Here is a 25,041-nt window from a genome sequence, read left to right as displayed (position 1 = left end):
GCGGGTCAGGACTCCGTGTCGACGAGCGAATCGAGGTGCGCGAGGTCCTCGGACGAGATCTCGAAGTCGACGTCGGCGTTCTCGACGATGCGCGAGGGCGTCGTCGACTTCGGCAGCGGCAGCACGCCCTTCTCGAGCAGGTAGCGGATGCAGAGCTGCGCCACCGACTTGTCGTACTTCGCGGCGATCTCGCCGATGTCGGAGTTGTCGAGCAGGCCGCCCGTCGCGAGCGGCGAGTATCCCTCCACGAGGATGCCGTGCTCCTTGCAGTACGCGGTCGTCTCGTCCTGGGTGTTGCCGACGAACCAGCGGATCTGGTTGGCGTGCGGCACCACGTCGGTCGCCGCGATCAGCGACTCCAGATCGGCGACCTGGAAGTTCGAGACGCCGATGGCGCGCGAGCGACCGGCCTCGAGGATCTCCTCCATCGCCTTCCACGCCGCGATGTTGCCCTCGCGGTGGTCGGAGCCCATGTCCTGCCAGGGCCACGGGGCGTGGATGAGGTACAGGTCGACGTGGTCGAGCTCGAGCGCCGCCATGGTGGTCTCGAAGCTCGCCTTCGCGCCCTCGTAGTCCTTCACCTCGGCCGGGAGCTTGGTGGTGATGAACACCTCGTCGCGCGGGACGCCGCTGTCGCGCAGGGCCCGGGCGACACTCGCCTCGTTGCCGTAGGCGCGGGCGGTGTCGATGTGGCGGTAGCCGGCCTCGAGCGCGGCGGTCGTCGCGTCGTAGGCCTCGGGGCCGTCGGGGATCTGCCAGGTGCCGAACCCGATCTTCGGGATGGCGACTCCGTTGGACAGCGTGAACGTGTCGGTCAGGGCGGGCATGACTCTCCTCTGCATCGGTCTTCTCCGCGGGCCGCCACCGGCGGCGCCGCTCCTTCCACGCTAGGCCGGGCCTCCGGCTCGCGCGGGCCCCTTGCGCTTGGCGCCTGCGGTGCTACGCGGCCGTCGCGCTCCCGGCGGACGACCCCGCGGAAGTCGCAGGACTCGCGCGCGAGTACCGCGACTTCCGCGGGGTCGCGAGCCGGCACCGCCGGCCCGCCCCCGCGAGCGGCCGGCGCCTCCCCCCTGAGGCGCCGACCGCTCAGTCCCGCGCCACCGACCAGGGGGTCCGCAGCGCCCGCTCGGCGAGCAGCCGCCGCTCCCCCGTGATCGACGCCTCCGCCGTCACCGCCGCGTCCGCCGCCGAGGCGCCGGCCGTCAGCCGCAGCGGCCCCGGGTCCACGGCGAGCCGGCCGTCCTCCCCCGTCGCCGCGAGCCGGGCCGCGTCGACGTGGAAGTGCACCGTCAGCGTCTCGCCCGCCGCGATCGGCACGCGCGCGAAGCCGATCAGCTGCGCGACCGGCCGCACCACCGCCGAGGTCGGGTAGCCCGCGTAGAGCTGCACCACCTCGACCGTGTCGGCGCCGTCGTTCCGGAGCGATACCGCCACGTCGAGCGATCCGCCGACCGGCAGCTCCGCCGCCGTCGCCAGCTCCGTATACGTCACCGCGCCGCGGGTCAGCCCGTAGCCGAACGGGTAGAGCGGAGTCGCGTCCAGCGCCGTGATCCCGGGGTTCGAGAGCCCGAGCGACGGCTGCAGGTACGTGGTCGACGCGGACGGGAGTCGCGGGATCTGCACGGGCAGGCGCCCGGTCGGAGCCACGCGGCCCGAGAGCACGCCGGCGACCGCGGCCGCCCCGTCCGCTCCCGGGAAGAACGCCTGCACGAGTCCGCGCGCCGCTCCGAACGCCCCGAGCGCGTAAGGCCGGCCCGAGAGGACGACCACCACGGTGGGCACGCCGGTCTCGAGCACGGCCGTCACCAGCGGCTCCTGCGCTCCGGGGAGGCGGAGGTCGGCCGCGTCGCATCCCTCGCCCGAGGTGCCGTCGCCGAAGAGCCCGGCGATATCGCCGACCACGACGACCGCCGCGTCGGAGCCGCGGACGAGGTCCACCGCCTCCTGCACGCCGTCCGTCGACGCGGAGGTGATCGAGCCGCCCTCCGCGAAGCGCACGCGCGACGCTCCGAACTCCTCCTGCAGTGCCGTCAGCACCGTCGGGATCGACAGGCCGAGGTCGTGCCCGGGGTGCTTGGAGAGCACGTGGTTGGGGAACGCGTAGCAGCCGACCAGGCTGCGGAACTGGTCCGCGGCCGGTCCCACGACGGCGAGCGAGCCGGAGGACAGCAGCCCCGCGACGTCCTCGTCGCGCAGCAGCACGACCGACTCCTCCGCGATCCGCGACGAGATCGCGCGGTTGCGGGCGCTGTCGAGGTCGACGTCCTCGGCCCCCTCGGGCACCAGCGGGCCGCCGTCGAGCAGGCCCGCCTCGAACTTGTGGCGGAGGTGCCTGGCGACGGAGCGGTCGAGGTCGGCCTCGTCGACGACGCCCTCGCGGATCAGGCGCGGCAGCTCGCCGTACGCCGCCGTCTGCGGCAGCTCGACGTCGACCCCCGCGTGCAGCGCCAGGCGCCCCGCGTCGGCCGCATCGACCGCCACGTGGTGCATGGCCTGGAGGAACGGCACCGCCCAGTAGTCGGCGACGACCGTGCCCTCGAAGCCCCAGCGGTCGCGGAGCAGCGTCGTCAGCAGGTGCCGACTGGCGCTGCTGGGCACGCCGTCGATGTCGGTGTACGAGGTCATCACGCTGCGGGCGCCGCCGTGCCGCAGCGCGGCCTCGAACGGAGGCAGCACCGTGTCGGCGAGCTCGCGCGGCCCCATGCTCACGGGTCCGTGGTTGCGGGCGCCGCGGGAGGCGGCGTACCCGGCGAAGTGCTTCAGCGTCGCGACGACACCGGTCCCCTCCAGCCCCGCCACGTAGGCGGCGCCGAGCTGCGAGACGAGGTACGGGTCCTCGCCGAGGGTCTCCTCGACGCGGCCCCAGCGGTAGTCCTTCACGACGTCGACGACCGGGGCGAGGCCCTGGTGGACGCCGAGGGCGCGCATGTCCGAGCCGATCGCCTCCGCCATCTCGCCCACGAGCTCCTCGTGGAAGGTGGCCGCCCAGGCGAGCGGAGTGGGGAACGCGGTCGCGCCGTACGCGGCCAGGCCGGTGAGGCACTCCTCGTGCGCGATGGCCGGGATGCCGAGGCGGCTGCCGGCGACCACGCGCTCCTGCAGCTCGCGGAGCCGGCGGACGCCCTCCGGGACGGTGACCGGCTCGGTGCCGAACACGCGGGTCAGCTGGCCGAGGCCGCCGGTGAAGAGGTCGTCGCCCGCGGCGGGGCCGTCGTCGAGCTTCGGAGCGAAGTCGTCGGCGGAGTCGGTGAGCCAGACGGAGCCGAGCTGCGCCGCCTTCTCCTCGAGGGTGAGTTCCTGGGTCAGGAGGCGGGCGCGCTCGGCCGGAGGCAGAGCGCGGTCCCGCCAGTCCCGCCCGGGAGGACGCGCGGCGTCCGTCCCGGGCAGTGCTGGGGAAGCGTCGTGCATCAGCCCTTGAACGCCCCGTCCATGATCCCGGACACCATCCGGCGGCCGACGAAGAAGAACGCGATCAGCAGCGGGAGGGTGGCCATGAACGATCCGCCCATCGCCAGGGCGACGTCGATCGAGCGGTTGGCCTGCAGCTGCTTCAGCGCGATCTGCACCGTGAACAGCTCCGGCGACTTGAGGACGATGAACGGCCACATGAAGTCGTTCCAGACCGCCGTGAACGTGATCAGTCCGAGGACGAACGCCGCGGGGCGGACCACCGGGAAGGCGATGCGCCAGAACAGCTGCCACGAGTTGGCGCCGTCGATGCGGGCCGCCTGGATCAGCTCGTCGCTGACCGTCGTGGACATGTGCTGCCGCATCCAGAAGATGCCGAAGGCGCTGGCCAGGCCCGGCACGATGATCGCCTGGAGGGTGTCGACCCAGTCGAGCGCCGAGACGATCAGGTACTGCGGGATGATGCTCAGCTGCGCCGGCACCGTCATGGTCAGCAGCACGATCAGGAACAGCACGTTGCGGCCCGGGAACTGCAGCTTCGCGAAGGCGAAGCCGGCCATCGCGCAGAGGATCGCCGAGATGACGGCGATGCTCAGCGACACGATGAGGCTGTTCAGCATCGAGGCGACGAACGGGACGGTGTCGAACACCTTCTCGGCGATCGACATGAAGTTCGTGCCCGGGTACAGGCGCGGCGGGATCGACGTGACGGCGGTCGCTCCGACCGACGCGACGACGAACATGTAGTAGAGCGGGAAGATCGAGACGAGCACCGCGATCACGAGGAAGACGTAGGTCGGCCAGCCGACTCCGCCGCCCTTCCCGCGCCGCTTCGGCAGCTGTGCCTTCTGGACCGTGGGGGCCAGCGTCTGCGGGACGGCCTGGTCGATCACATCCGACATCAGACGGCCTCCTTCCGGGTGCGGGTGGAGAGGTAGAAGTTGAGGAGGGAGACGAGGACCACGATCACGAACAGCACGACGCCGATGGCGGATCCGTAGCCGAACTTGAACTGGCCGAAGCCCTGCTCGTAGAGGAAGAGCGCCAGCGTCTGGCACTGCCGGCCTGCGCCGCAGGTGAGGCCCGATTCGGGAGCCACCAGGAGCGCCTCCGTGAAGATCTGCAGACCGCCGATGGTCGACATGATCACGGTGAAGACGATGATCGGGCGCAGCGCCGGGATCGTCAGGTGGCGGAACTGCTGCCAGCTGGACGCGCCGTCGACGGAGGCCGCCTCGAACATCTCGCGGGGCAGCGACTGCAGGCCCGCCAGGTAGAGGAGCGTGTTGTAGCCGAACCAGCGCCAGAAGACCATCGTCGAGATGACGATCCAGGAGCCGTAGTTCGTGGCGAGGAAGTTGATCGACGGCAGTCCGAAGATGCCGAGGAACCAGTTGATCAGGCCGAAGTTCTTGTCGAAGATCTGCGCGAACACGATCGCGGTCGCCGCGACGGAGGTGATGTAGGGCACCAGCAGCGCCATGCGGAAGAAGTTCGCCCAGCGGAGGCGGGCGTGGTTCAGCAGGTGCGCGAGGAAGAGGGCGAACAGCAGCTGGGGCACCGTCGAGATGATGAAGATGCCGAAGGTGTTGACCAGCGCGTTCCAGAACCGGGAGTCGGCGAAGAGCTGCTGGAAGTTCGCGATGCCGACGAAGGTCTGCTCGCCGATCGGGTTCCAGTCGAAGAGCGAGACGTAGAACGTGAACAGGAGCGGGAAGAGCCCGAAGACGATGAAGATGATGAAGAAGGGCGCGACGTACGCGTAGGGGGCGATCCGCTCCGAGAGGGAGTTGCGGATCCGCGCGGCCTTCTGGACCGGCGCGCTGGGCTGCTTGCGCTGCTTGCGGGGTGGTGCTGCTGTCACCGTTGACACGGGAGTACCTCCGTCGAGAAAGGGGGGAGGGGCCCGGCGCGCGAGGCGCCGGGCCGCTCGGGTGGGTGGGGCGATCAGCCGCCGATGGCCTGCTTGGCCGTGTCGAGTGCGGTCGACCACGCCTTGTCGGAGGTCACGTTGCCGGCCTCCAGCTCGACGAGGGTGTTGAGGAGCGCCCCGTTGATGGGGGTGGTGTCCGGTCCGTTGTAGAAGGACGGGAACTGCTCGACGGAGGTCGCCATGACCTCGCCGATCTTCGAGTCGCCGAAGAACGGGTCGGTGTACGACTGGACCTCTTCGCTGGCGATCGCCTCGGTGGCGGCGGGCAGCGTGCCCGAGGCCTTGAAGTGGTCGGTCTGGCCCTCGGCCGACATCATCGTCTTGATGTACTGCCAGGCGGCCTCGGGGTGCTCGGCGCGGGCGGGGATGGCGATGACGCTGCCGCCCCAGTTGCCGCCGATGCCGGGGACGCTGGTGACGCGCCAGTTGCCGGCGGTGTCGGGGGCGTCGGTCTTGATGCCGGCGAGGATCCACGAGGGGGCGATCGTCACGGCGAAGGCGCCGTTCGCGCGGCCCGGGGCCCAGCCCGAGGACCAGGCGGCGATGCCGGCGCTGATGCCGGCGTCCTTGGTGTCCACGGCGACCTGGAACGCGTCCTTCACCTGCGGGTTGGTGTCGTAGACCAGCTCGCCGTCCGGCGAGTAGTACTTCTCCGAGACCTGGTTGACGGTCGAGAAGAAGACGCTGGTCTCGATGTTGTCGACGAACGGCTTACCGGTCGCCTCGGTGTACTTCTTGCCGGTCTCGATGAAGGACGGCCAGTCCTTCCAGAGCTCGGCGACCTGGTCGGGCTCGGTCGGCAGGCCGGCCTGCTCGAAGAGGTCGGCGCGGTAGGCGAAGCCCAGTCCGCCGACGTCGGTCGGGACGCCCACGACGGAGCCGTCGTCGGCGGTCGCGGCGGAGGCGGCCCACGGGAGGTAGGTGGAGGCGACGTCGTCGCCGCCGAGGGTGCGCAGGTCGAGGAAGTTCGAGCTGTTGGCGACGAACTGGGGCAGGTCGTCGTTCTGGATCATGACCAGGTCGGGCACCTTGCCGCCGGCGAGGGCCGCGGTGAGGGCGGTGGCGGTCTCGGTCGTGCTGCCGACCTCGGAGAGCTTGATCTTCGCGTCGGGCATCTTCGCGAGGTACTCGTCGACGCTGTCCTTGGCGTTGATGCCGGTGAAGGACCAGAAGGTGGCTTCGGCGTTCGGGTCGTCCGAGGCGCCTCCTCCCCCTCCGGACGAGCACCCGGTCAGGGTGAGCGCGACTACTGCTGCTGCGGCGGCTACGGCCGTCAGGCTTCTTTTCACGACAATTCCTCTTCGTTGGGGATTCGCAGGGTTTCGGTGAGGGCGGGCCTCAGAGAACGATCTCTTGGCGGCCAACCTAACCCGCGCGCGAGCACGATGCAAGCGAGAACCGGTCTCCGCGAGATAACGATCTCCGCCTAGTATCAAAGGGAAGTTTCGCAAATCGAGCAGTTCCGGACGGCCGCCCGCCGCCCCGTGCGAGTCTTCACCTCGACGCTCTCCCCACCGTGCTCCGCGGGGAGGCGCGGAAGCCGGAACCTCCCCTCGCAGAAGGAAGCAGCATGACTCGACCCACGCTGGTGGACGTCGCCCAGGCCGCGGGCGTCTCGCGCGCCACCGCCGCCCGGGTGCTCGCAGGCGGCACCAATGTCGACGTCCGGATGACCGCCGCGGTCGAGCGCGCCGCGAAGTCCCTCGGCTACGAGGCGAACAGCGCCGCCCGGATGCTCCGCGGCGGGCGGGCCGGGGCCATCGCCCTGATCGTCGCCTTCAACGAGCTCGACAGCCTCACCGGGACGTTCTTCACCTCGGTGCTGAAGGGCGCCGCGAAGGGCCTCTACGCCGGCGAGGTGCAGCCCGTGCTGCTGCCCGCCGACCACGACGACAGCGACCGCATCCCCCGCTTCCTCCGCTCGCGGGCCGTCGACGGCGCGATCGTGATCCTCCAGCACGAGATCACCCACCTCGCGCAGGCGCTGGCCGACTCCCCCGTGCCGATCGCCTGGGTCGGCCGCCCGCGCGTCGCCCTGCCCGAGGACGCCATCGTCATCGACTCCGACAACTACGGAGGCGGCCGCCTCGCCGCCCGCGCGCTCGCCGACTCCGGCCGCCGGCGCCTGGGCATCATCGCCGGCCCGCACGACATGGAGCCCGCCCGCGACCGCATCCGAGGCTGGCGCGACGAGCTGACCGAGCTCGGCCTCGACCACAGCCCGATCGTGCACGGCGAGTTCACCCTCGAGAGCGGATCCGCCGCGATGGCGCGCCTCCTGCAGCGCCACCCCGACCTCGACGGCGTCTTCGCCTCGTCGGACCTGATGGCCAACGGCGCGATCCGCGTGCTCCAGGCGTCCGGCCGCCGCGTCCCCGCCGACGTCTCCGTGATCGGCTTCGACGACGTCGTCATCGCGACCACCTCGGATCCGACCCTCACGACCATCCGGCAGCCCCTGGAGGACATGGGCCGCGTCGCCGCCGAGACCGTCGTCGCCGTCGTGCAGGGCCGCCCGGTCGACCGGCAGCCGATCCTCGCGACGACCCTCGTGCAGCGCGAGTCCGCATGACCCCGCCTCCCCCGCACCGCCTGATCGTCAGCACCGACGCGGCGAACGAGGCCGACGACCAGTTCGCGATCGTCCAGGCGCTGCTGACCGAGACCCTCGACGTCCGCGGCCTCGTCGCCGCGCACTTCGGCCGGCCGGGGAGCATGGCGGAGTCGCGCGCCGAGATCGACCGCATCGTGGAGTTGGCGGGAGCGACGGTGACCGTCGTCGACGGCGCCGAGTCGGCCCTGCCCGCCGAGGCGTCGGACGGCGCCCGCCTGATCGTCGCGGAGGCTCTGCGCGACGACGGCCGGCTGTGGATCGCCGTGCTCGGGCCGCTGACCGACGTCGCCGCCGCCCTGCTGCTCGAGCCGTCGATCGCCTCCCGCGACGTCGTGGTCGTCTGGGTCGGCGGCCCGCCCTACGACCAGATCCCCGCCTACAGCCCCGAGTTCAACCTGATCAACGACGTCGACGCCGCGAACCGCGTCCTCGAGTCGGGCATCGCCCTGTGGCAGATCCCGATGCCCGTGTACTCCGGAGTCGGAGTCGGGCACGCCGAGCTCCGCACGCGGCTCCGCGGGACGAGTCCCCTCGCCGACTACCTCGTGGACCAGCTGATCGCGTTCAACGACACCATTCCGTACGGGCCGCTCGACTTCCGGTCGCTGGGCGACAGCCCGGCGATCGGCGCCGTGATGAACCCCGCCGGCGGCCGCTGGCGGGAGCGCCGCGCACCGCGGTTCTCCGCGGACGGCGAGCTCCTGCCCGACGCAGGGCCGCACACGATCCGGGTCTGCGAGGCGTTCGACACCCGCTGGCTGATCGAGGACCTGTTCGCGAAGCTCGTGGAGTTCGGGGAGCGAGCGGACGGCGAGCGCTAGCGGTTCCTGCCGCGAGCGCTCGGTAGACGAAGCGGGGCCTCGTGCCGGCGGACACTCCGCTGCGGCTACTGGTCGCGGGGCTCGTCACTGCGGCCTGCGCCCTGACGGCGATGATCACTCTCCCGGGGCCGCCCCCTCGACTTCCCTCAGGACGCGATTCAGCCGGACGACCCCGCCCCGTCACTTCGGCCGGCCGCTCGTCCGACACCTCAGAGAGTCGGCGACCACCCGGGTCGACGATCCCTCATCAGGACGGCGAGACGTCCCGCGCGAGCCGCTCGAGCACCTGTATCAAGGTCGCGCGATCGATGCCGTCGGTGCGATCGATGAGGTGCCTGCGAACCGCGGCGGCGTGGATCGGACGGGCGACGCGGACGGCATCCCGCCCCTCATCGGTGATGCACACGTGGACGCCGGCGTCCACGCTCCGACGACCCAGCAGACCGCGCTGCTCCATGCGGGTCAGTTGGTGTGAGAGCCGGCTGCGGTGCCACTGCATCGAGGTGGCGAGGTCGCTCTGGCGGAGCTCCCCGCCGCCGAGCTCGACCAGGCGCGTCAGGATGCCGAAGTCCGGGTCGGAGAGACCCGTGCCGGTCTTGATCTCCTCGGCGACGCGCTGCCGGACCTGGTCCGATGCGATCTTCCACGTGTGCCAGAGAAGCTGCTCCTGTTCGCTCAGCGCTGCGGTCATCTGCTCAGACTACGGTCCCGGTGTTGACACGACAACGTCCCGAGCGCAGAGTGTTGACATGACAACACTTGGAGATCCTGCGACGAAGCTCGCCCTCGTCACCGGCGGCAACAAGGGCATCGGCCTGGCCATCACCCGCGGCCTCGCAGAGCAGGGGTTCACCGTCCTGCTCGGCGCGAGGAGCGTCGACGCCGGCCGGGACGCCGCGGAGAGTCTCGACGGGGACGTCCGCCCCGTCCTTCTCGACGTCACCCGGCAAGACCATGTCGACGCCCTCGCGGCGCGCGTCGCGGAGGAGTTCGGGCAACTCGACGTACTGGTGAACAATGCCGGCGTCAACACGCTCACCTTCCACCCGATGGATCATCTGCCGACGCCGACCGAGGAGACGGTCGACGACATCAGGAGCGTGTACGAGGTCAACGTCTTCGCCGTCGTGCGGATGATGACGGCCTTCCTGCCGCTCCTGACCCGGGCGGAGGACGCACGGGTGGTGAACGTCACGAGCAAGCGCGGCTCACTCGGCGAGGAGGGCGCCTGGGTGGGGCAGCCCTCCATGGCCTACTCCAGCTCGAAGACCGCCCTCAACGCGCTGACCGTGCACTACGCCCGCGAGTTCGCCGCCACGACGCTGAAGATCAACGGCGCGGCCCCGGGGCACGTCGCCACTGACTTCAACGACTTCCGCGGCACGAGGACGCCGGACGAAGGCGCGGCGGTCGCCGTTCGCCTGGCCACCCTGCCGGCCGACGGCCCGACGGGCGCGGTCTTCGAGGACGACCATCAGCTCGCCTGGTGAGCGCTCCTCGCGTCAGCGGAACCTCCGGCCGATCGCGCTGCCCGTCTGGAACATCAGGCGGACTCGCGGAGCACCAGCTGGTGGCGGACTGTGCGATGGACGGCCGGGCCGCCCCGGGGGAGCTCGCCGGCGATCATGGCGACCGCGAGGTCGAGGGCGTGCCGCGCGAGCTCGTCGAGATCGACGGCGAGGGTGGTCAGAGTCGGAGCGAGCAGCCGCCCGATCGAGAGGCCGTCGATCCCGACCACCCGGACGTCGCCGGGCACGTCGACACCCGCCCGGCGGCAGGCGGAGAGCACGCCGAGCGCGCAGAGGTCGTTGAACGCGACGATCGCGTCGGCGACCCGCGGCCGGGCGATGATCCGCTCGGTCGCGTCCGCGGCCGCCTGGGCGGTGGGGCCCTCGGCGCGGACGACGGGGGCCTCGAGTCCGCGCGCGGCGAAGGCCCGGATCAGCAGCTCGGCCCGCCGGCTCGGCCGGGCATCCCGCGAGACGTCGACGACCACCGGATTCCGCACGCCCGCTCCCGCCAGGTGCTCGGCCAGCGCCTCGACGGCGTCGGAGTGGTCGAGCAGCACCGCGGCGCGCAGCGGGTCGCCGGTCGGGTCGAGCTCGACGACGGGCACGGAGCCGAGCCGTTCGATCCACTCCGCCGCGCGATCGCCGAAGGTGCCGATCACCGCGTCGGTCTGCGCGCCCAGCGCCTGGATCATCCGGTCGGAGTCGGCGGCGAGGCCCACGTCCGCGAGCGACACGTTCCAGCCCCGCGCCGCCGCGACCCGGACGACGGCCGAAGCGAGCTCCGGCGACCACGGGTTCCGCAGGTCGTCGACGACGAGCCCGAGCTGGTGCTCGCCGCCGGTGACCAGGCCGCGGCCGAACCGCGACGGTCGGTAGGACAGCTGCTCCGCGGCGTCGAGGACCCGCCGCTTCGTCTCCTCGCTGATGCCCGGCAAGCCGTTCATCGCGCGGGTGACGGTCTGGCGGGAGACCCCGGCGGCGGCCGCGACGTCGTGGATCGTCGCGCGGCCGCCGGCCTCGGCACCGCTCAGGCGCGGAGGTCGAGCCATGCCGTCTGCTCCGGAGTCAGCTCGATCGACAGGCCGCGCATGGACGAGCGCAGCTCGGTGATCGTGCGCGGCCCGAAGAGCGGGAAGGTGGGGAACGGCTGCGCGAGCACGTAGGCCAGCGCGATCGCCGTCGCTCCGACACCGTGCTCGGCCGCCAGCTGCTCGGCCCGGCGCAGGCGCTCGAAGTTGTCCGGCCCGTAGTAGCAGCGCACCAGCTCGGCGTCGCTGGTGTCGTCCGGGCGGGCGCGGCCGGTGAAGAAGCCGCGCGCCTGCGAGGACCACGGCAGCAGTGGGATCTGCCGCTCGACCAGCCACTCCTTCGACGTCCGGTCGGTGACGTGGACGCAGCCCTCCCACGGCACGTCGTACGCCTCGGCCAGGCCGAAGTGGTCGCTCAGCGCCTGGAACCCGGCCCGCCCGTGAGTGCGGGCGTACTCCTGCGCCTCGTCGAAGCGCGCCGGCGTCCAGTTCGAGACGCCGTAGGCGCGGATCCGCCCGGCGCGCTGGTGCTCGTCCATCACGTCGACGAACTCGCCCACCGGCACCTCGAGGTTGTCGCGGTGCATCAGGTAGATGTCGGCGTAGTCGGTGCCCTGCCGCTCGAGGCTCTCGAGCAGCTGCCGGGAGAGCGACTCCGGGTCGCAGTAGGGGGTGTGCGCGCCCTTGGTGATCACGACGACGTCCTCGCGGATGCCGCGGTTGCGGATCCACCGGCCGAGGCGGCCCTCCATCTCGCCGTCGCCGTAGATGTAGCCGGTGTCGAAGGCGGTGCCGCCCTGCTCGACGAACGCGTCGAAGATCGCCGAGGCGTGCGCCAGATCCGGCTGGTTGTCGACGCCCATCACGAGCCGCGACATCCGCTTGCCGACGCCGGGGATCTCGCCGAAGAGCATCGGGCTGTCCGACGCCGCGCGCAGCGGCCGCCCGGACACCGTCGGGATGTCCGCGGTCTCGGCCTCGAACGGGAAGCGCAGGCCGATCGCGGCGCGCCAGCGGTCGAGCGTGCGGGCCGTCGCGAGCGTCTCCTCGAGCGTCATCTGCGGCGCCTCGACCGAACCGGCCGCCAGGGCGGCGGTCGTCGCATCCGCCTCGAGCGCGTAGGGGCTCTCCCCCTCGAACGTGAGGATGCGCGGCTCCTCCCCCACGACGCTGATCTCGATGCCCGCGTCGGACGCACCGAACCACGGGTCGGCCACGTGCAGACGGCCGCGCGTGCCGTGGATCGTCACGGCGTTCACGTCGTCGAGCGCCACTCCGGTGCGGAGGGTCGCGGTGATGCCGCCGCGGTAGGTCGCGCGGGCGACGCTCCACTCGTCGACGCCGGTCGGGCCGAGGCTGCCCCTCGCGTCGAACTCGGCGGGCTCGGCGACGGCGGCACCGGTCGCGGCCTGCACCACGGCCGCCGCGGCGGTGACGGTGTATCCGCCGACGTCGAGGACGCCTCCTCCGGCCGTCGCGGCGTCGTACAGGCGGCCCTCGCGGGACGGGGTGCGGAAGGAGAAGGAGGCGTCGATGTGCACGACGTCGCCGATCGCGCCGTCGCGGACGAGCTCGAGCAGCGCGGCGGTCTGCGGGTGGAAGCGGTACATGTACGCCTCGACCAGCGGCAGACCGGCGCTGCGGGCGGCGTCGACCAGGGCCATCGCCGTGCCGTGGTTGACGGCGAGCGGCTTCTCGCAGAGCACGGCCTTGCCGGCCTCGAGCGCCTGCAGGACGAGCGCGGCGTGACCCGTGTGCACGGTGGAGATGTAGACCGCGGTGACCCGCGGATCGGCGAGGACCGCGGCGTAGTCGCCGGCGCTCGCGTCCGCGAAGCCGTGCTCGACGGCCTCGGCGGCGAAGGCCGCGGCGCGCCCCGGGTCGGAGCTGCCCGCCGCGACGAGCCGGGCGCCGCGGTCGCTCGCCGGCAGCTGGGAGAGGAACCGGCGCGCGATGCTGCCGGGGCCGAGCACCGCCCAGCCGGGTGCGGGAGTGGTCGGGGTGGAGTCGGTCATGGGGACCCTTTCGCGGCGTCGTCGGCGTGAACGTTCACGCACCACGCTAGGCGGGCGGGAGGGGTATGGACAAGTGCGGCGCGGATCCTGCACGTGAACGTTCACCACGAGACGGATTGCGCCCCCCGCTGCTCGAGGGGCCGGGCGGAGGGAAGGGCGCCGGGATCGCTTTCGAGGCCGATAGCCGCCTCCGGCTCGGCGAGTGACGGCAGCGCACGCGGAGATCGCCGAGGGCGTCGTTCCCGCCGGAACACGTCGCCGTCGCGGCCGGACGGAGCACGAAGGCAGCGGCGCCTCGGAGCAGCCCGCCTTCCGCGGCGCCACGAGTACCGTCCCGAGTGGGGTACCTCGGCGGCACTCTTCATCGGACGGGTATGTCGGGACACTGAGCTCCGCGGGACCCCGCGGCTGTGAGTTTCAGCGTTCTGTGGCGGCGTTCTGATGCCGCTCCGTGTCGCGCCTAGTTGAGGAGCTCGGCCTGAATCCGAGCGGCGACGGCCTCGCGGAGGGGGCGGACGTTCTCGGCGCTCCAGTCGGTCGGGTCGGGGAACTTCCACTCCAGGAACCGGCCGGTCGGAGTCGCAGGGAGGGTAAGGCCGGGCTTCATGGCGACGACGATGTCCGCGTTCTCGAGGTCCTCCACCGTGACGGAGCGGGGGGTGCGGTCGCTGATATCGAGGCCGAGCTCAGCGACGGTCGCAGCGATCGCGGGGTTCACCATTTCGGCCGGGGAGAGACCGGCGGAGGTGGCGGTGTAGCGGTCGCCGGCGAGGACTTCGAGCAGGCCTGCGCCGAGTTGGGAGCGGCCGGCGTTGTGCTGGCAGAGGAAGAGGACGGTGGGCTTCTCGGTCATGCGGGGATGCTGCTTCCGGTGGTGGTGCGGGTCCAGGTCTGGGTGGCGATCTGCACGGCGTCCCAGGGGGAGCCGAGCGGGGGTGTGTACGAGAGGTCGAGGTCGGAGACCTGCTCGACGGTGAGCCCGGCGAACAGGGCGGTCGCGTAGGTGTCGACGCGCTTGGCCGTCTCGGTGCCGAGGCGTCCGACGAGCTGCGCGCCGAGCAGACGTCCGTCGCGGGTGTCACCGGTGATGCGGATCGTGATCGGCTGCGCGCCCGGGTAGTAGCGCTTGTGATCGTCCGCCACCGCGGTCGTCGTCGCAGGCGCGTACCCGGCGGCGAGGGCCTCGTGCTCGCGGAGGCCGGTGCGGGAGGCGACGAGGTCGAAGACCTTCACGACCTGCGTGCCGACCGAGCCGGCGAACCGGGCATCGCCGCCGAGAGCGTTCTCGCCGGCCACCCGTCCCTGCTTGTGGGCCGTGGTGCCCAGCGGCAGGTAGGTGCTGCCGAGCAGACGGTGGTGCGTGGTCACTCCGTCGCCTGCCGCGAACACGTGCGGCAGGCCCGTGCGCATCGCCTCGTCGACGACGACCGCGCGGCCGGCGCCGAGAGACGCTCCGGCGCGGGCGAGCAGGTCGGTGTTCGGCTTCACGCCGACGACGAGAAGGACGACGTCGGCGGTGCGGATGACGGGTGTGCCGTCGTGGTCGGCGTGCACGGCGAGCCCGGCGGCGGTCTTCTCGATCGAGGCGACGGTGGTCCGGGTGAGGACCTCGACGCCGTGCTGGTCGAGTTCTGTGTGCACGAGGGCGCCGAGTTCGGGGTCGAGGGTGGAGAGCACTTCCGGGCCGCGCTGCAGCTGAACGACGCGCAGGCCTCGGACGGTGAGGGCTTCGGCCATCTCGAGGCCGACGTAGCCGGCGCCGACGATGATCGCCGTCTGCGGGTCGCGACTGTCGAGGAAGCGCTCGAGCGCGAAGGTGTCGCCCATCGAGTGCAGTATGTGCACTCCGTCCTCCGGACCCAGTTCGTCCACTCCGGCGATACCCGCGGAGGACGCGAGAGCGCCGGTGCCGACGATCAGCTCGTCGTACCCGATCCGGTCGAGCGTGCCGCCGGGGGTGCGGACGGTGAGCTGCTGCCCGGCGACGTCGATGTCCGTCGCGAAGGTGTCCAGGCGCAGGGTCATGCCGGTGGCTTCGAGGTCGGCGTGGGTGCGGTGCGCGAGGGACTGCCAGGGCTGTACCTCGCGGGAGAAGTAGTACGGGATCCCGCAGATGGAGAAGTTCGGGTAGGAGTCGGCGACGACGACGGTCACGTCGACGGACGGGTCGAGCTCGCGGGCGCGCAGCGCGGCGGAGATCCCCGCGTCGCTGCCGCCGATGGCGACGAGATGCATCAGAAGGCCTTTCGGATCAGACGTGCGAAGAGGTCGAGGTGGCGGCGGGGACAACGAGGTCGCCGGCGGTCCGGGCGGCGCCCGGGAAGAGGAACACGGCGATGCCGACGCCGATCGCGGCACCGACGAGCTGCGCGGCGATGAACGGCAGGACGGAGGTGGGGGCGATGCCGGCGAAGGTGTCGGTGAAGACACGGCCGAGAGTCACCGCGGGGTTCGCGAACGAGGTCGAGGACGTGAACCAGTACGCCGCACCGATGTACGCGCCGACCGCGGCCGCAGCGAGCGGGCCGCGGTTCGTGCGGGCGAGGGAAAGGATCACGAGGACCAGGCCCGCGGTGGCGACGACCTCCCCGAGCAGGTACCCGGCGGTGACCCGCTCGGTCGTCGCGGTCGAGGTCGGGACCTCGAACATCGCGTTCGCGAGGACCGCGCCTCCGATGCCGCCGAGCAGCTGCGCGCCGACGAACACCGCCAGCTCCCGCCCCGACAGGCCGGTCCGGTCGCGGCGGCCGAGGAGCGCGTCGATGGCGGAGACGAGCGGGTTGAAGTGCGCCCCCGACACCGGCCCGAGTGTCAGGATCAGCACCGCGAGGCCCAGCGCGGTCGCGAGGGAGTTCTCCAGCAGTTGCACGCCGACATCGTTCGGGGAGAGCGACTGGGCGGCGATGCCGGAGCCGACGACGATCGCCACGAGCAGACCGGTGCCGAGGAACTCGGCCACGGCCCGACGAGCGAGCGGAGGAGGGGAAGTGGTGTCCATGTCGTCGGCCATCTTGACCGCTTACGATCACTCAGTCAAGATTGAGTCAATGAACACCGAGCGAATCGAATTGGAAGCGCGCGCCGCCCGGCACGCAGCCCTCAGCGACCCCGCGCGGCTGCGGATCACGGACCTCCTTACCCTTGGAGACTTGGCGCCGCGGGAGCTGCAGGACCGACTAGGGATGCCCTCGAACCTCGTCGCGCACCACCTCGCCGTCCTCGAGCGCGAGGGCATGATCCTCCGTCGCCGCTCGGAGGCGGACCGGCGCCGCAGCTACGTGCACTTGATCCCCGGCGCGTTCGATCAGCTCGGGCCCTCGACCACCGCCGCGGCGCGGCGGGTGCTGTTCGTGTGTACCGCGAACTCCGCCCGCTCCCAGCTCGCCGCGCAGCTCTGGGCGCAGCGCAGCTCGATCCCCGTGGCGTCCGCCGGCACGCACCCCGCCGCGGCGATCGCGGCTGGCGCCATCACGACTGCCGAGCGGCACGGCCTGACGCTGACAGGGAATGCTCCGCAGCAGTTCGCGGACGTGGCCGCCGACACCGACCTCGTGATCACTGTCTGCGACGCCGCGCACGAGGAACTCGGCTCGGAGGCGCTGCACTGGTCGATCCCCGACCCGGTACCTGCCGGCACGGACGCCGCGTTCGATGCCGCCTACGACGAGCTCGCCGCGCGCGTCGACGCTCTCGCAGCGAGGGTCACGGCCGCCTGATCAGACGCGGGTGAGCATCCCCGCGAGGGAGTCGAGCGCACCGGGGACGAGGGAGAAGTACGCCCACGTGCCGCGCTTCTCGCGGGCCAGGATCCCGGCGTCCACGAGGATCTTCAAGTGGTGCGACACCGTGGGCTGACTCAGCCCGACCGGCTCCGTGAAGTCGCACACGCACACCTCGCCCGAGCTGCTCGAAGCCACGATCGACACCAGGCGAAGCCTCGCCGGATCCGCCATCGCCTTCAACGCCCGTGCCAGCAGCTCCGCGCCCTCCGCGCTCAGCGGCTCGCGCGCGAGCGGCGCACAGCACGCGGCCGCCGCCGCGGTGAGAGTCAGCTCGCTCGTCGCCATGACTTCACCCTCCCACACATTGACAGTCATCGATATAGCGAGGCAGACTCGGTCCATCGATGACCGTCGATGTTGAGGAGTGCACCTGATGACCATGCTGCTGACCGTCCCGCCCCGCACCGACGAGCGCCGCCTCACCGGCCTGCCCGCCGCCGTGATCGGCGCCGGCCCTGTCGGTCTCGCCGCCGCCGCGCAGCTGCTCGAGCGAGGCCTCGACGTCGTGGTCTACGAGGCTGGTGAAAGCGCCGGAGCCGCGGTGCAGCAGTGGGGCCACACCCGCCTGTTCTCCCCGTGGGAGTACCTGGTCGACGCCGCCGCCGGACGCCTGCTCGACGCCGCCGGCTGGGAGGCGCCCGCCGCGAAGAAACTGCCCACCGGGCACGAGTTCGTCCGCGACTACCTCGCCCCGCTCGCCGCGACTCCGCAGCTCGCACCCGTCATCCGCTACCGCTCCCGCGTCACCGCCGTGACCCGCGAGGGCATGGACCGCACCCGCTCCACCGGCCGCGCCGCCACTCCGTTCCTGCTTCGCCTGGACACCCCTGACGGCGTCGCCGATGTCACCGCCCGCGCCGTCATCGACACCTCCGGCACCTACTCCACCGCCAACGCCCTCGCCTCCGCCGGCCTCGACCCGATCGGCGCCGCCGACGTCGCCGAGCACCTCAGCCACGCGCTGCCGGACGTGCTCGGCGCGGACCGTGCCCGGTTCGCCGGGAAGAGTGTCCTCGTCGTCGGCGCCGGTCACTCCGCCGCGAACACCCTGATCAAGCTCGCCCGTCTCGCCCGCGAGGAACCGGGTACGACGATCACCTGGGCGATCCGCGGCATCAGCCCGGTGCGCGTCTTCGGCTCGGGCGACGATGAGCTCGAGGAGCGCGGCAAGCTCGGTGGCACCGTGCACCAGCTCGTCCGCGACGGCGCGATCACCCTCCTGGACCGCTTCGAAATCGACCGCCTCAAGAAGGCCCTCTCCGGCGGCGTCACGGTGATGGGGCGGCGCCGGAAGGAGCGCGAGAGCGTCGAGGCCGACGTCGTCGTGCAGGCCACCGGATTCCGGCCCGACCTTGACATGCTCCGCGAGATCCGCGTCTCCCTGGACGAAATCGTGGAAGCGCCCCGCGCACTCGCGACGCTCATCGACCCGAACCTGCACTCCTGCGGCACCGTCGACCCCCACGGCGTCGCCGAACTCGCGCACCCCGAGCCGAACTTCTACATCGCCGGCATGAAGTCCTACGGCCGCGCCCCTACCTTCCTCCTCGTCACCGGCTACGAGCAGGTCCGCTCCATCGCGGACGAGCTCGCCGGCGACCACGCCGCCGCCCGACGCGTGAAGCTCGTACTCCCCGAGACCGGCGTCTGCTCCACCGACATCGGATCCGCCGGAGGAAGCTGCTGCTCATGACCGCGATCCGGGCGATGCTCCCCGAGGACTGGGCGGCGGTCGAGACGATCTACCGAGAGGGCATCGCCACCGGGCACGCCACCTTCGAGGCCGAACCGCCGACGTGGGAGGCGTTCGATGCCGGAAAGCTCGACGTCGGGCGCCTCGTCGCCGCCGACGGCAATCAGATCCTCGGCTGGGCCGCGCTCTCCCCCGTGTCGATCCGGCCCGTCTACCGAGGGGTGGTCGAGCACTCCGTCTACATCGCGTCGTCCGCCCGCGGCCGCGGCATCGGCGCCGAACTCCTACAGGCGCTCATCGACGCCGCAGACGCCGCCGGCGCCTGGACCATCCAGTCGAGCATCTTCCCCGAGAACACCGCCAGCCTCGCCCTCCACGACCGCGCTGGATTCCGCCGGGTCGGCACCCGCGAACGCATCGCGCGGATGACCTACGGACCGGCCGCCGGCACCTGGCGCGACACAATCCTCATCGAGCGACGACGACCTGATTGATCGACGTTCGACGCCATGCCGGGTCCTTGACTTCCGGCAAGAACTGAAATCTGTATGCTCGCGCTAGGCCGCGAGGTGGGTCGACCAGCCGAGGTCGTTGCCGTTGATGTCAATTCGAGCCATGATGGTCACGAATCGGCATACGTACGTCCAAAGCCAGCCACCCGGCTGGCTTTTCGCGTTAATGGACGACCCTCCCCCGAGTCGTCTTGGCGGGGGCGATGATCGCGGTCCGCGGTACCTGGCGGAGCTCGATGCCGCCGTGCCGCGGCGCCACACGAACGTCGCCGTTTTCTGGCCCACGATGTCACCCCCTACCTTGAAAATGGGCGATCGATCGATCACCCGACAAGCCGGCCCCGAGCCGGCTTTTTTCATGCCCAGGATCGAGCAGCAACAGCTCTCCTGGCCCCCTCCTCTCCTGTCAGCGCTCGAATGATTGCTGGTAGTGAGCGACACCAAGTCATCCGGCTCGGTGTGATCCGAACGCGTTCGCGCGTTCAACACGCGGAGGTCACTATGAACCCGCTCTTCGAGATGCTGCAGGGGGAGGTGGACCCCAACGTCGTGATCGTGTGCGCCACGATCTACTTCGTCGTCAACAAGGTCGAGGATCTCGTCCTCGTCTTCTGGCCGACGAAGAAGCCTGCACGACTGAAGGCCCGTCTCAACCGCAGCCGCCGCCCCAAGGCCTAGCTCGAATAACGACCCCCTCCGCAGGGGGGAGAGCTCTGTCTTCTAGCGCCTCGCAAAACAGTAGCTATCCGAGACGCCGCACTCCGTCCGCGAACGGTCGTCTGCGGACGGTCTCCGTCGTGGCAGCCGGGCGAGGCCGAGCGCTCGGACGAAGTCGCCTCCGCAGGGCGCTGCGAGTCGCGCTACTTCGTCATCGTCTGCCGCTCGTCCTCTGAGCTGCGGGTGACGATGGTCGGGGCTTCGCGACGGCCTGCCTCCCGTGCCTCGTTCAGGAGGCGGACGAGAGCGCGACGTCGTCTGACTCGGTCGCCGAGGATGCCGCACCCGAGGAGGAGGACGGCCAGGATGACGGCGAGCTGCGGCCACGGCATCGCCCAGACGATGACGCTCGTGGTCGTCGCCTCGAGCGGCGTGTCGCTTCCGTCCGGTGGGATGACGGAGTACTGAGCCTCGAGCGGCAGGGTCATCGCACCGAGCGGCCACACGTCCGGCACCGTGAGGTGCACGGTGCGGGTGTCGCCCGGGAGCAGCTGGAGAGGCGTGTCGGCGCCGGTCTCCTCGGCGTCGAGTGGTCGGCCTCGGTACTCGGTGGTCGCAGTGACGGTCAGGCGGACATTCCCCGTGTTGTGCAGTGTGTACGCGATGCGGATGCCGCCGGGGGTGAACGGGTTCCACGCGATGCGGTACTCGCCCGTAGCCGAGGACACGAGGGCGGCCGTGACGTCGCCGGTGACGCGGGTCATAACGCGGAAGCCCACTCGGCTCTCGACGCTCACCGTCGCAGCTCCATCGCTGCCCTCAGAGCGGATCGACGCGGCGATGCCGGCCGCGTGGTCTCCGGGTTCCGCGTCGGGGGGAACAGTGATCGTGTAGGGCACGACGACACTCGAGCGGGCGGGAACGGAGACGGTGTCGGCGACGTCGATCCAGGTGCCGGCGGCTGTTGACGGGGAGGTCGAGGGGAGCATGGAGAAGCGGCCGGTCGGGGTGAGGTAGCCGTCGGCTGCGGTGAGGCCGAAGGTGACGTCGGCGTCGCTGAGGTTGCGGAGGGCGAGGTGCTCGGCTCGGAAGGCTCCGGGGTCGAGCTCCGCTTCGACCCAGGAGCGGCCGTCGGGCCCGGTCTGATCGGCCGGGCTCACCGCCCAGGTGACCGCATTGTCCGAGGCCGTGTCGGCCACGGCCGGTGCTGCGAGGAGAGCCGGTGCGATCAGCCCGAGCATCGCGGCGGCCGCGACGGAGAACGCGCGGAAGGAAGATCGTGGCACGATTGCCGGTCCTTTCGAGCTGGTGGGGGCGCAGACCGGCCGCGCCCCCACCAGCTGTTTCACTCGAAGAGCGAGAGGGTGAGCTGGCCGGTGTAGTCGCCGGCCTCGACGGTGGCGTCCGTGCGCAGGAAGAGGTCGGCGGATGCTGTCCACTGGCCTTCCTCTGCGACGGCTCCGGAGTCGAGCGCGAGCGCGAGGAGCTCCTGGTCGACGAGGCCGACCGCGTCGTCGCTGTCATCGAGGACGGTGTCGACCTGGTCGCCTTCGGTGACGAGGCCGGAGTCGCCTCCGTCGAGCAGTCGCGGTGTCCAGCCGAAATGGTCGGCGCCGATGGGCTCCTGGCCGGCGTCTCCGGTGAACTCGCTCGCCGAGCCGAGGACGTACCAGCCGGCGTCCGCGGGGATCTCGTCGGCGGTGCGGGTGTCAGTCACGGTGACGGTGGGCAGGGTGCCGGTGAACTGGCGCACGAGTTCCGTCGAGCCGGTCTCGGTGAGGTCGGTCGAGGTGCCGGCGACGGTCATAGCCAGCACGCCCGGCTCGGTGAGCTCGGCGATGGACACGTTCACGTCCACGTCCTGGTCGCCGTAGTTCTCCTCGGCGACAGCGGCGCCGGCGACAGCGGTGAGCAGTGCAGCTCCGGCCAGGACAGCGGCGCAGCGCGCCGCGAGTGCGTTCTTCTTCACAGTCTCTTCTCCTTCAGGTGAGCGGGGTCAGTTGCAGGACGCCGCGGCGTACGGGGCCTGCACGGTGGTCGTCGCCGGAGTGCCGTTGACAGTGGCGGTCGCTGCGACGGTGACGGTCCCGGCAGGGATCGTCGCGGCGCGGGTGGAGAACGCGTGGGAGGCGCTCTTGCCGGAGGCGACTGCCGGGAACGACTTGCTGCCGAAGCCGGAGGTCGCGGTGACGGCGATCGGGAAGGGGTTGGTGTTGGTCGCCTGGATGGTGAGGGAGACCTTCCCGGCGATGCAGCGGGTCGCTGCGGTCGCGGCCACGGTCAGGGCCGGTGCGGGGGCCTGGGTCAGAGCGACCTGGTCGAGGGTCCAGAAGGCGCTGTTCTGTCCGGTGTAGCGGAAGCGGAACTGCGCCGTGCGGGCGTCCGCCGGGACCTCGATGCGGATCGACTCGTTCGTGTTGGTGTTCGCGGTGTAGCTCTTTACGGCGACCGGGGCGCCTCCGTCGTAGCTGACGGAGACGGCGGCGGTCTGGGGTCCGTCGATGACGTAGTCGGTGGCGAAGGAGAGCGTCGCCGAACCGGTGCCGTTCAGCGGGTAGGCGGGGGTGATGAGGGTGGAGTCGAACTGGCCGGCGGCGTGGGTCTTGTCGTCCCACTCGTCGGAGTCGGCGACGGCGAACACGTCGCGGGCGCGGACGTTCGTCTCGCGCTTCTGGCCGGGCTCAGCGCTGGTGTAGAAGGAGTCGGTGGCGAAGGACCAGCCGGCCCATTCGGTCACGCCGCCGACGGGCATCGCGGAGTTGTCGATGCTCCATCCGGCGGGGGTGGCGTGGGTCCAGCCGAGCAGGCCCGCGGCGGGTCGGGTCTCGTCGACGCGGGTCTTCAGTGCGGGGCGGAGCGTGTCGAAGTCATCCGCCTTCAGGACGCCGAGGGCGGAGCCGTCGATGGTCCAGGCGGGATCGGTCGGGATGCCGTTGGCGGCGAGGACGGTCGGGGCGATGTCGACGATCTTGACGTCGTTGCGGGTGGAGCCGGCGGGGATGCCGGGGCCGGAGGCGATGACGAAGGTCTTGCGTTCCGCGAGGCTGTTGCCGCCGTGGCCGCCGGTGGGTGTGTGGCCGTGATCGGCGGTGACGAGGATCGTCCACTGCTCGCTCGCGTAGGTCGAGCGCGCCTTGACGGCGGCGATCATCTCGCCGAGCTGGCTGTCGGCACGGTTCAGCGCGGTGGCGTAGGCGGTACCGTTCGTGCCGACGGAGTGGCCGGCGCCGTCGACCTCGTCGAGGTGCACGAAGGTGTTATCCGGATTCCCGTTGGTGAGGTAGTCGACGGCGGTCGCGGTGGTCTGCACGTCACCGCCGCCGGTGCGGCGGACGTCGACGGCCGAGCCGAAGATCGTCTGGGCCACGGGCGACCAGGTGGCCACGACGAGGCTCGAGCGGGCGGGATCGGCCGCTTCGATGCGGCTGAGGTAGTCGGGGTACTGGCCGAACTTCGGTGCGGTGAAGTTGTTGTCGACGACGTTGTGCTTGTCGGGCCAGGCGCCGGTGGCGATCGTCGACCAGCCCGGTCCCGAGACGGTGCCCGACATCGGAGCGGCGTAGAGGTTGCTCGTCGCAGTCATGCCCTCGGTGCGGAGTGCATCGAGGGCGGGCATGTCGGCCGCGTCGAACTGATCGAAGGAGGCGCCGTCGATTCCGACGACGAGGGTCTTCGCGGTCCGGGTGCCCGAGGGCAGCCCGTTGTAGGCGGTGTCGGCGGCGGACGCGGCGGTCGGCGCGACCAGCAGAAGACCGCCGATCACCGCCGAGACGCAAGCGGCACCGAGAGTGCGGGTGGACAGGGACATCGTCGACTCCAGAGGTCTGTGCGAGAGAAGCGCGGGGACGACCGCGCGCCGCAAGCCTGCTCACATCTGTACCTACGCGGGGGCAGATGAACGAGTAATGCAGACACGTTCAAGTGTTGTTCACCCCCGAACGGGCGCCCGAGGTCCTGTCGGAGAGCGCGGGTGAACGATGTTCTCGGCGGAGGAGAGGCTGCTGTCGGTGCGGTACGGTCGTCCTGATAGCGCCTAGGGTTCCGGGACGACATGGTCGTCCGTCTGGTTCGAGCGGCGCCACGGACCCCGCCATCGAGGTCCGTCATCTCAAGGGACAGAAGCCTGGAGGACCGCTGCGGCGCGCGTCGGCGCGCGCGGGAAGGTCCTGCCATGTCTGCCTACGTCCTCCTCCTCGTGCTGTCCGCGGCACTGTGCCATGCGGCCTGGAATGTGATCGCGCACCGCGTCAGCGGCATCGGCCTGCCGTTCCTCTGGTGGGGAGCGGTGGCCAGCACCGTGATCTGGGCGCCGGTCATCCCCTTCACGGGCGGGCTCGGCTCCGGCGGCGACGTGGTGACGGGCCTCGCGATCGGCGCGGGCGTCTCCGGGCTGCTGCACGTCGGCTACATGGTGGTGCTGCAGCAGGGCTACGCCCGCGGGCGGCTCTCCACCGTCTACGCCACCGCCCGCGGCACCGGCCCCGCCCTCAGCGCAGGGCTCGCGGTACTGCTGCTCGGCGAGCAGATCTCTCCGGTCGCCGTACTCGGGGTCGTCGTCGTCGTCACGGGAGTGATCGCGACCGGACTGATTGACCGGCCGGTGGAGCAGGCGCCCTCGGGCCGCCGCCTCCTCGACCCGAGCATCCTCTTCGGAGTGCTCACCGGCGTCGCGATCGCCGTCTACACGATCTGGGACGCGCACGCACTGCGGACCTGGGGCCTTTCGCCGGTGGCGTTCATGGTCGGCTGCACGCTGGTCGAGATCGTCGTTTACGCCGGGGCGCTGCGGCGGCGGCGGGCGGAGCTGCTCCCGGTCCTCGCGCGGCACTGGCCGCGGGTGCTCGCGTTCGGGGTGCTCTCGCCGCTGTCATACATCCTCGTCCTGCAGGCGATCACCCTCGCGCCGGTCGCTCTGGTGGCGCCGATGCGCGAGATGAGCGTCGTCCTGGTCTCGGTGTTCGGCGCGCTGGTGCTGAAGGAGGGTTCGGCCGTCCGGCGGATCGCCGCGTCGCTCGTGGTCGTGGGCGGGATCGTGCTGCTGTCGGTCTGAGCCGGGCGTGGCTCCGG

At 71.2% G+C, this 25,041-nt stretch carries 23 protein-coding genes; 8 read left to right on the top strand and 15 right to left on the bottom strand.

What is annotated here, in order from left to right; all coding sequences use genetic code 11:
* Positions 1-5: 5 nt before the first annotated feature.
* From C5C59_RS05440 to C5C59_RS05420, 5 genes are all read right to left on the bottom strand, one after another.
* The gene (locus C5C59_RS05440; protein ID WP_104238441.1) at positions 6-827 is read right to left on the bottom strand and encodes an aldo/keto reductase; all 822 of its coding nucleotides are present in this window, start codon (positions 825-827) and stop codon (positions 6-8) included.
* A 259-nt stretch (positions 828-1,086) separates the two neighbouring features.
* On the bottom strand, positions 1,087-3,408 hold the full coding sequence (locus tag C5C59_RS05435; protein ID WP_104238440.1) for a glycoside hydrolase family 3 N-terminal domain-containing protein: 2,322 nt from the start codon (positions 3,406-3,408) through the stop codon (positions 1,087-1,089).
* Positions 3,408-4,310 (bottom strand): carbohydrate ABC transporter permease, encoded by a 903-nt coding sequence (locus C5C59_RS05430; RefSeq protein WP_104238439.1) that lies wholly within the window; start codon positions 4,308-4,310, stop codon positions 3,408-3,410. The genes C5C59_RS05435 and C5C59_RS05430 overlap by 1 nt, the downstream gene beginning before the upstream one ends.
* Complete coding sequence (locus C5C59_RS05425; RefSeq protein ID WP_104224677.1) at positions 4,310-5,272, bottom strand: carbohydrate ABC transporter permease; 963 nt, start codon at positions 5,270-5,272, stop codon at positions 4,310-4,312. The genes C5C59_RS05430 and C5C59_RS05425 overlap by 1 nt, the downstream gene beginning before the upstream one ends.
* An 83-nt stretch (positions 5,273-5,355) precedes the next feature.
* Positions 5,356-6,630: an extracellular solute-binding protein gene (locus tag C5C59_RS05420; RefSeq protein ID WP_104238438.1), complete on the bottom strand. Its 1,275-nt coding sequence runs from the start codon at positions 6,628-6,630 to the stop codon at positions 5,356-5,358.
* Between the two features lie 281 nt (positions 6,631-6,911).
* Between C5C59_RS05420 and C5C59_RS05415 the strand changes: the two genes are divergently transcribed.
* Together C5C59_RS05415 and C5C59_RS05410 are read left to right on the top strand one after the other, a co-directional pair.
* The gene (locus C5C59_RS05415; protein WP_104238437.1) at positions 6,912-7,913 is read left to right on the top strand and encodes a LacI family DNA-binding transcriptional regulator; all 1,002 of its coding nucleotides are present in this window, start codon (positions 6,912-6,914) and stop codon (positions 7,911-7,913) included.
* A complete protein-coding gene (locus C5C59_RS05410; protein WP_104238436.1) occupies positions 7,910-8,776 on the top strand; it encodes a nucleoside hydrolase in 867 nt (288 codons plus the stop codon). Before C5C59_RS05415 ends, C5C59_RS05410 begins: the two co-directional genes overlap by 4 nt.
* Positions 8,777-9,023: 247 nt before the next feature.
* Here C5C59_RS05410 and C5C59_RS05405 read toward each other — a convergent pair whose 3' ends face one another.
* Positions 9,024-9,467 (bottom strand): MarR family winged helix-turn-helix transcriptional regulator, encoded by a 444-nt coding sequence (locus C5C59_RS05405; RefSeq protein WP_146082827.1) that lies wholly within the window; start codon positions 9,465-9,467, stop codon positions 9,024-9,026.
* Between the two features lie 58 nt (positions 9,468-9,525).
* Between C5C59_RS05405 and C5C59_RS05400 the strand changes: the two genes are divergently transcribed.
* A complete protein-coding gene (locus C5C59_RS05400; RefSeq protein WP_104238435.1) occupies positions 9,526-10,266 on the top strand; it encodes an SDR family NAD(P)-dependent oxidoreductase in 741 nt (246 codons plus the stop codon).
* 53 nt (positions 10,267-10,319) lie between these two features.
* Here C5C59_RS05400 and C5C59_RS05395 read toward each other — a convergent pair whose 3' ends face one another.
* The 5 genes from C5C59_RS05395 to C5C59_RS05375 all read right to left on the bottom strand — a co-directional run bounded on the left by C5C59_RS05395 (position 10,320) and on the right by C5C59_RS05375 (position 16,328).
* A complete protein-coding gene (locus C5C59_RS05395; RefSeq protein WP_104238434.1) occupies positions 10,320-11,336 on the bottom strand; it encodes a LacI family DNA-binding transcriptional regulator in 1,017 nt (338 codons plus the stop codon).
* Positions 11,315-13,330 (bottom strand): aldo/keto reductase, encoded by a 2,016-nt coding sequence (locus C5C59_RS05390; RefSeq protein ID WP_104238433.1) that lies wholly within the window; start codon positions 13,328-13,330, stop codon positions 11,315-11,317. Before C5C59_RS05390 ends, C5C59_RS05395 begins: the two co-directional genes overlap by 22 nt.
* 460 nt (positions 13,331-13,790) lie before the next feature.
* Positions 13,791-14,183: a low molecular weight phosphatase family protein gene (locus C5C59_RS05385; protein WP_104238432.1), complete on the bottom strand. Its 393-nt coding sequence runs from the start codon at positions 14,181-14,183 to the stop codon at positions 13,791-13,793.
* On the bottom strand, positions 14,180-15,565 hold the full coding sequence (locus C5C59_RS05380) for an FAD-dependent oxidoreductase (RefSeq protein WP_104238431.1): 1,386 nt from the start codon (positions 15,563-15,565) through the stop codon (positions 14,180-14,182). The genes C5C59_RS05385 and C5C59_RS05380 overlap by 4 nt, the downstream gene beginning before the upstream one ends.
* 16 nt (positions 15,566-15,581) lie before the next feature.
* Positions 15,582-16,328: an MIP/aquaporin family protein gene (locus C5C59_RS05375; protein WP_181134831.1), complete on the bottom strand. Its 747-nt coding sequence runs from the start codon at positions 16,326-16,328 to the stop codon at positions 15,582-15,584.
* A gap of 49 nt (positions 16,329-16,377) precedes the next feature.
* On the opposite strand from C5C59_RS05375, the gene C5C59_RS05370 reads away from it, so the two are divergent.
* Entirely contained in the window at positions 16,378-17,046 is a 669-nt protein-coding gene (locus tag C5C59_RS05370) for a helix-turn-helix domain-containing protein (protein WP_104238451.1), read from the top strand.
* Here the strand turns inward: C5C59_RS05370 and C5C59_RS05365 are convergent, their stop codons facing one another.
* Entirely contained in the window at positions 17,047-17,397 is a 351-nt protein-coding gene (locus tag C5C59_RS05365; RefSeq protein ID WP_104238450.1) for a helix-turn-helix transcriptional regulator, read from the bottom strand.
* An 88-nt stretch (positions 17,398-17,485) separates the two neighbouring features.
* On the opposite strand from C5C59_RS05365, the gene C5C59_RS05360 reads away from it, so the two are divergent.
* The 3 genes from C5C59_RS05360 (at position 17,486) to C5C59_RS17180 (ending at position 19,995) form a co-directional block, all read left to right on the top strand.
* A complete protein-coding gene (locus tag C5C59_RS05360) occupies positions 17,486-18,805 on the top strand; it encodes an FAD-dependent oxidoreductase (RefSeq protein WP_104238429.1) in 1,320 nt (439 codons plus the stop codon).
* Positions 18,802-19,299, top strand: coding sequence for a GNAT family N-acetyltransferase (locus C5C59_RS05355; RefSeq protein WP_104238428.1), 498 nt, complete (start codon positions 18,802-18,804; stop codon positions 19,297-19,299). Before C5C59_RS05360 ends, C5C59_RS05355 begins: the two co-directional genes overlap by 4 nt.
* Before the next feature lie 519 nt (positions 19,300-19,818).
* On the top strand, positions 19,819-19,995 hold the full coding sequence (locus C5C59_RS17180; protein ID WP_181134830.1) for a hypothetical protein: 177 nt from the start codon (positions 19,819-19,821) through the stop codon (positions 19,993-19,995).
* 182 nt (positions 19,996-20,177) lie between these two features.
* Here the strand turns inward: C5C59_RS17180 and C5C59_RS05350 are convergent, their stop codons facing one another.
* Genes C5C59_RS05350 through C5C59_RS05340 form a run of 3 tightly spaced genes read right to left on the bottom strand, consistent with a single transcriptional unit; the run spans position 20,178 to position 23,782 of the window.
* Positions 20,178-21,260: a hypothetical protein gene (locus C5C59_RS05350; RefSeq protein WP_104238427.1), complete on the bottom strand. Its 1,083-nt coding sequence runs from the start codon at positions 21,258-21,260 to the stop codon at positions 20,178-20,180.
* A gap of 59 nt (positions 21,261-21,319) precedes the next feature.
* Entirely contained in the window at positions 21,320-21,943 is a 624-nt protein-coding gene (locus C5C59_RS05345) for a hypothetical protein (protein WP_104238426.1), read from the bottom strand.
* A 27-nt stretch (positions 21,944-21,970) separates the two neighbouring features.
* Positions 21,971-23,782 carry an alkaline phosphatase family protein gene (locus tag C5C59_RS05340; protein ID WP_104238425.1) on the bottom strand — a complete coding sequence of 604 codons (1,812 nt, stop codon included), beginning with the start codon at positions 23,780-23,782 and terminating at the stop codon, positions 21,971-21,973.
* Between the two features lie 363 nt (positions 23,783-24,145).
* Between C5C59_RS05340 and C5C59_RS05335 the strand changes: the two genes are divergently transcribed.
* On the top strand, positions 24,146-25,024 hold the full coding sequence (locus tag C5C59_RS05335; protein ID WP_104238424.1) for an EamA family transporter: 879 nt from the start codon (positions 24,146-24,148) through the stop codon (positions 25,022-25,024).
* Positions 25,025-25,041 lie beyond the last annotated feature (17 nt).

This window comes from Rathayibacter sp. AY1F4, from assembly GCF_002931775.1.
Lineage (GTDB): Bacteria > Actinomycetota > Actinomycetes > Actinomycetales > Microbacteriaceae > Rathayibacter.
The sequence above is the reverse complement of the archived record's forward strand: the minus strand, read 5'-3'. Positions and strand labels throughout refer to the sequence as shown.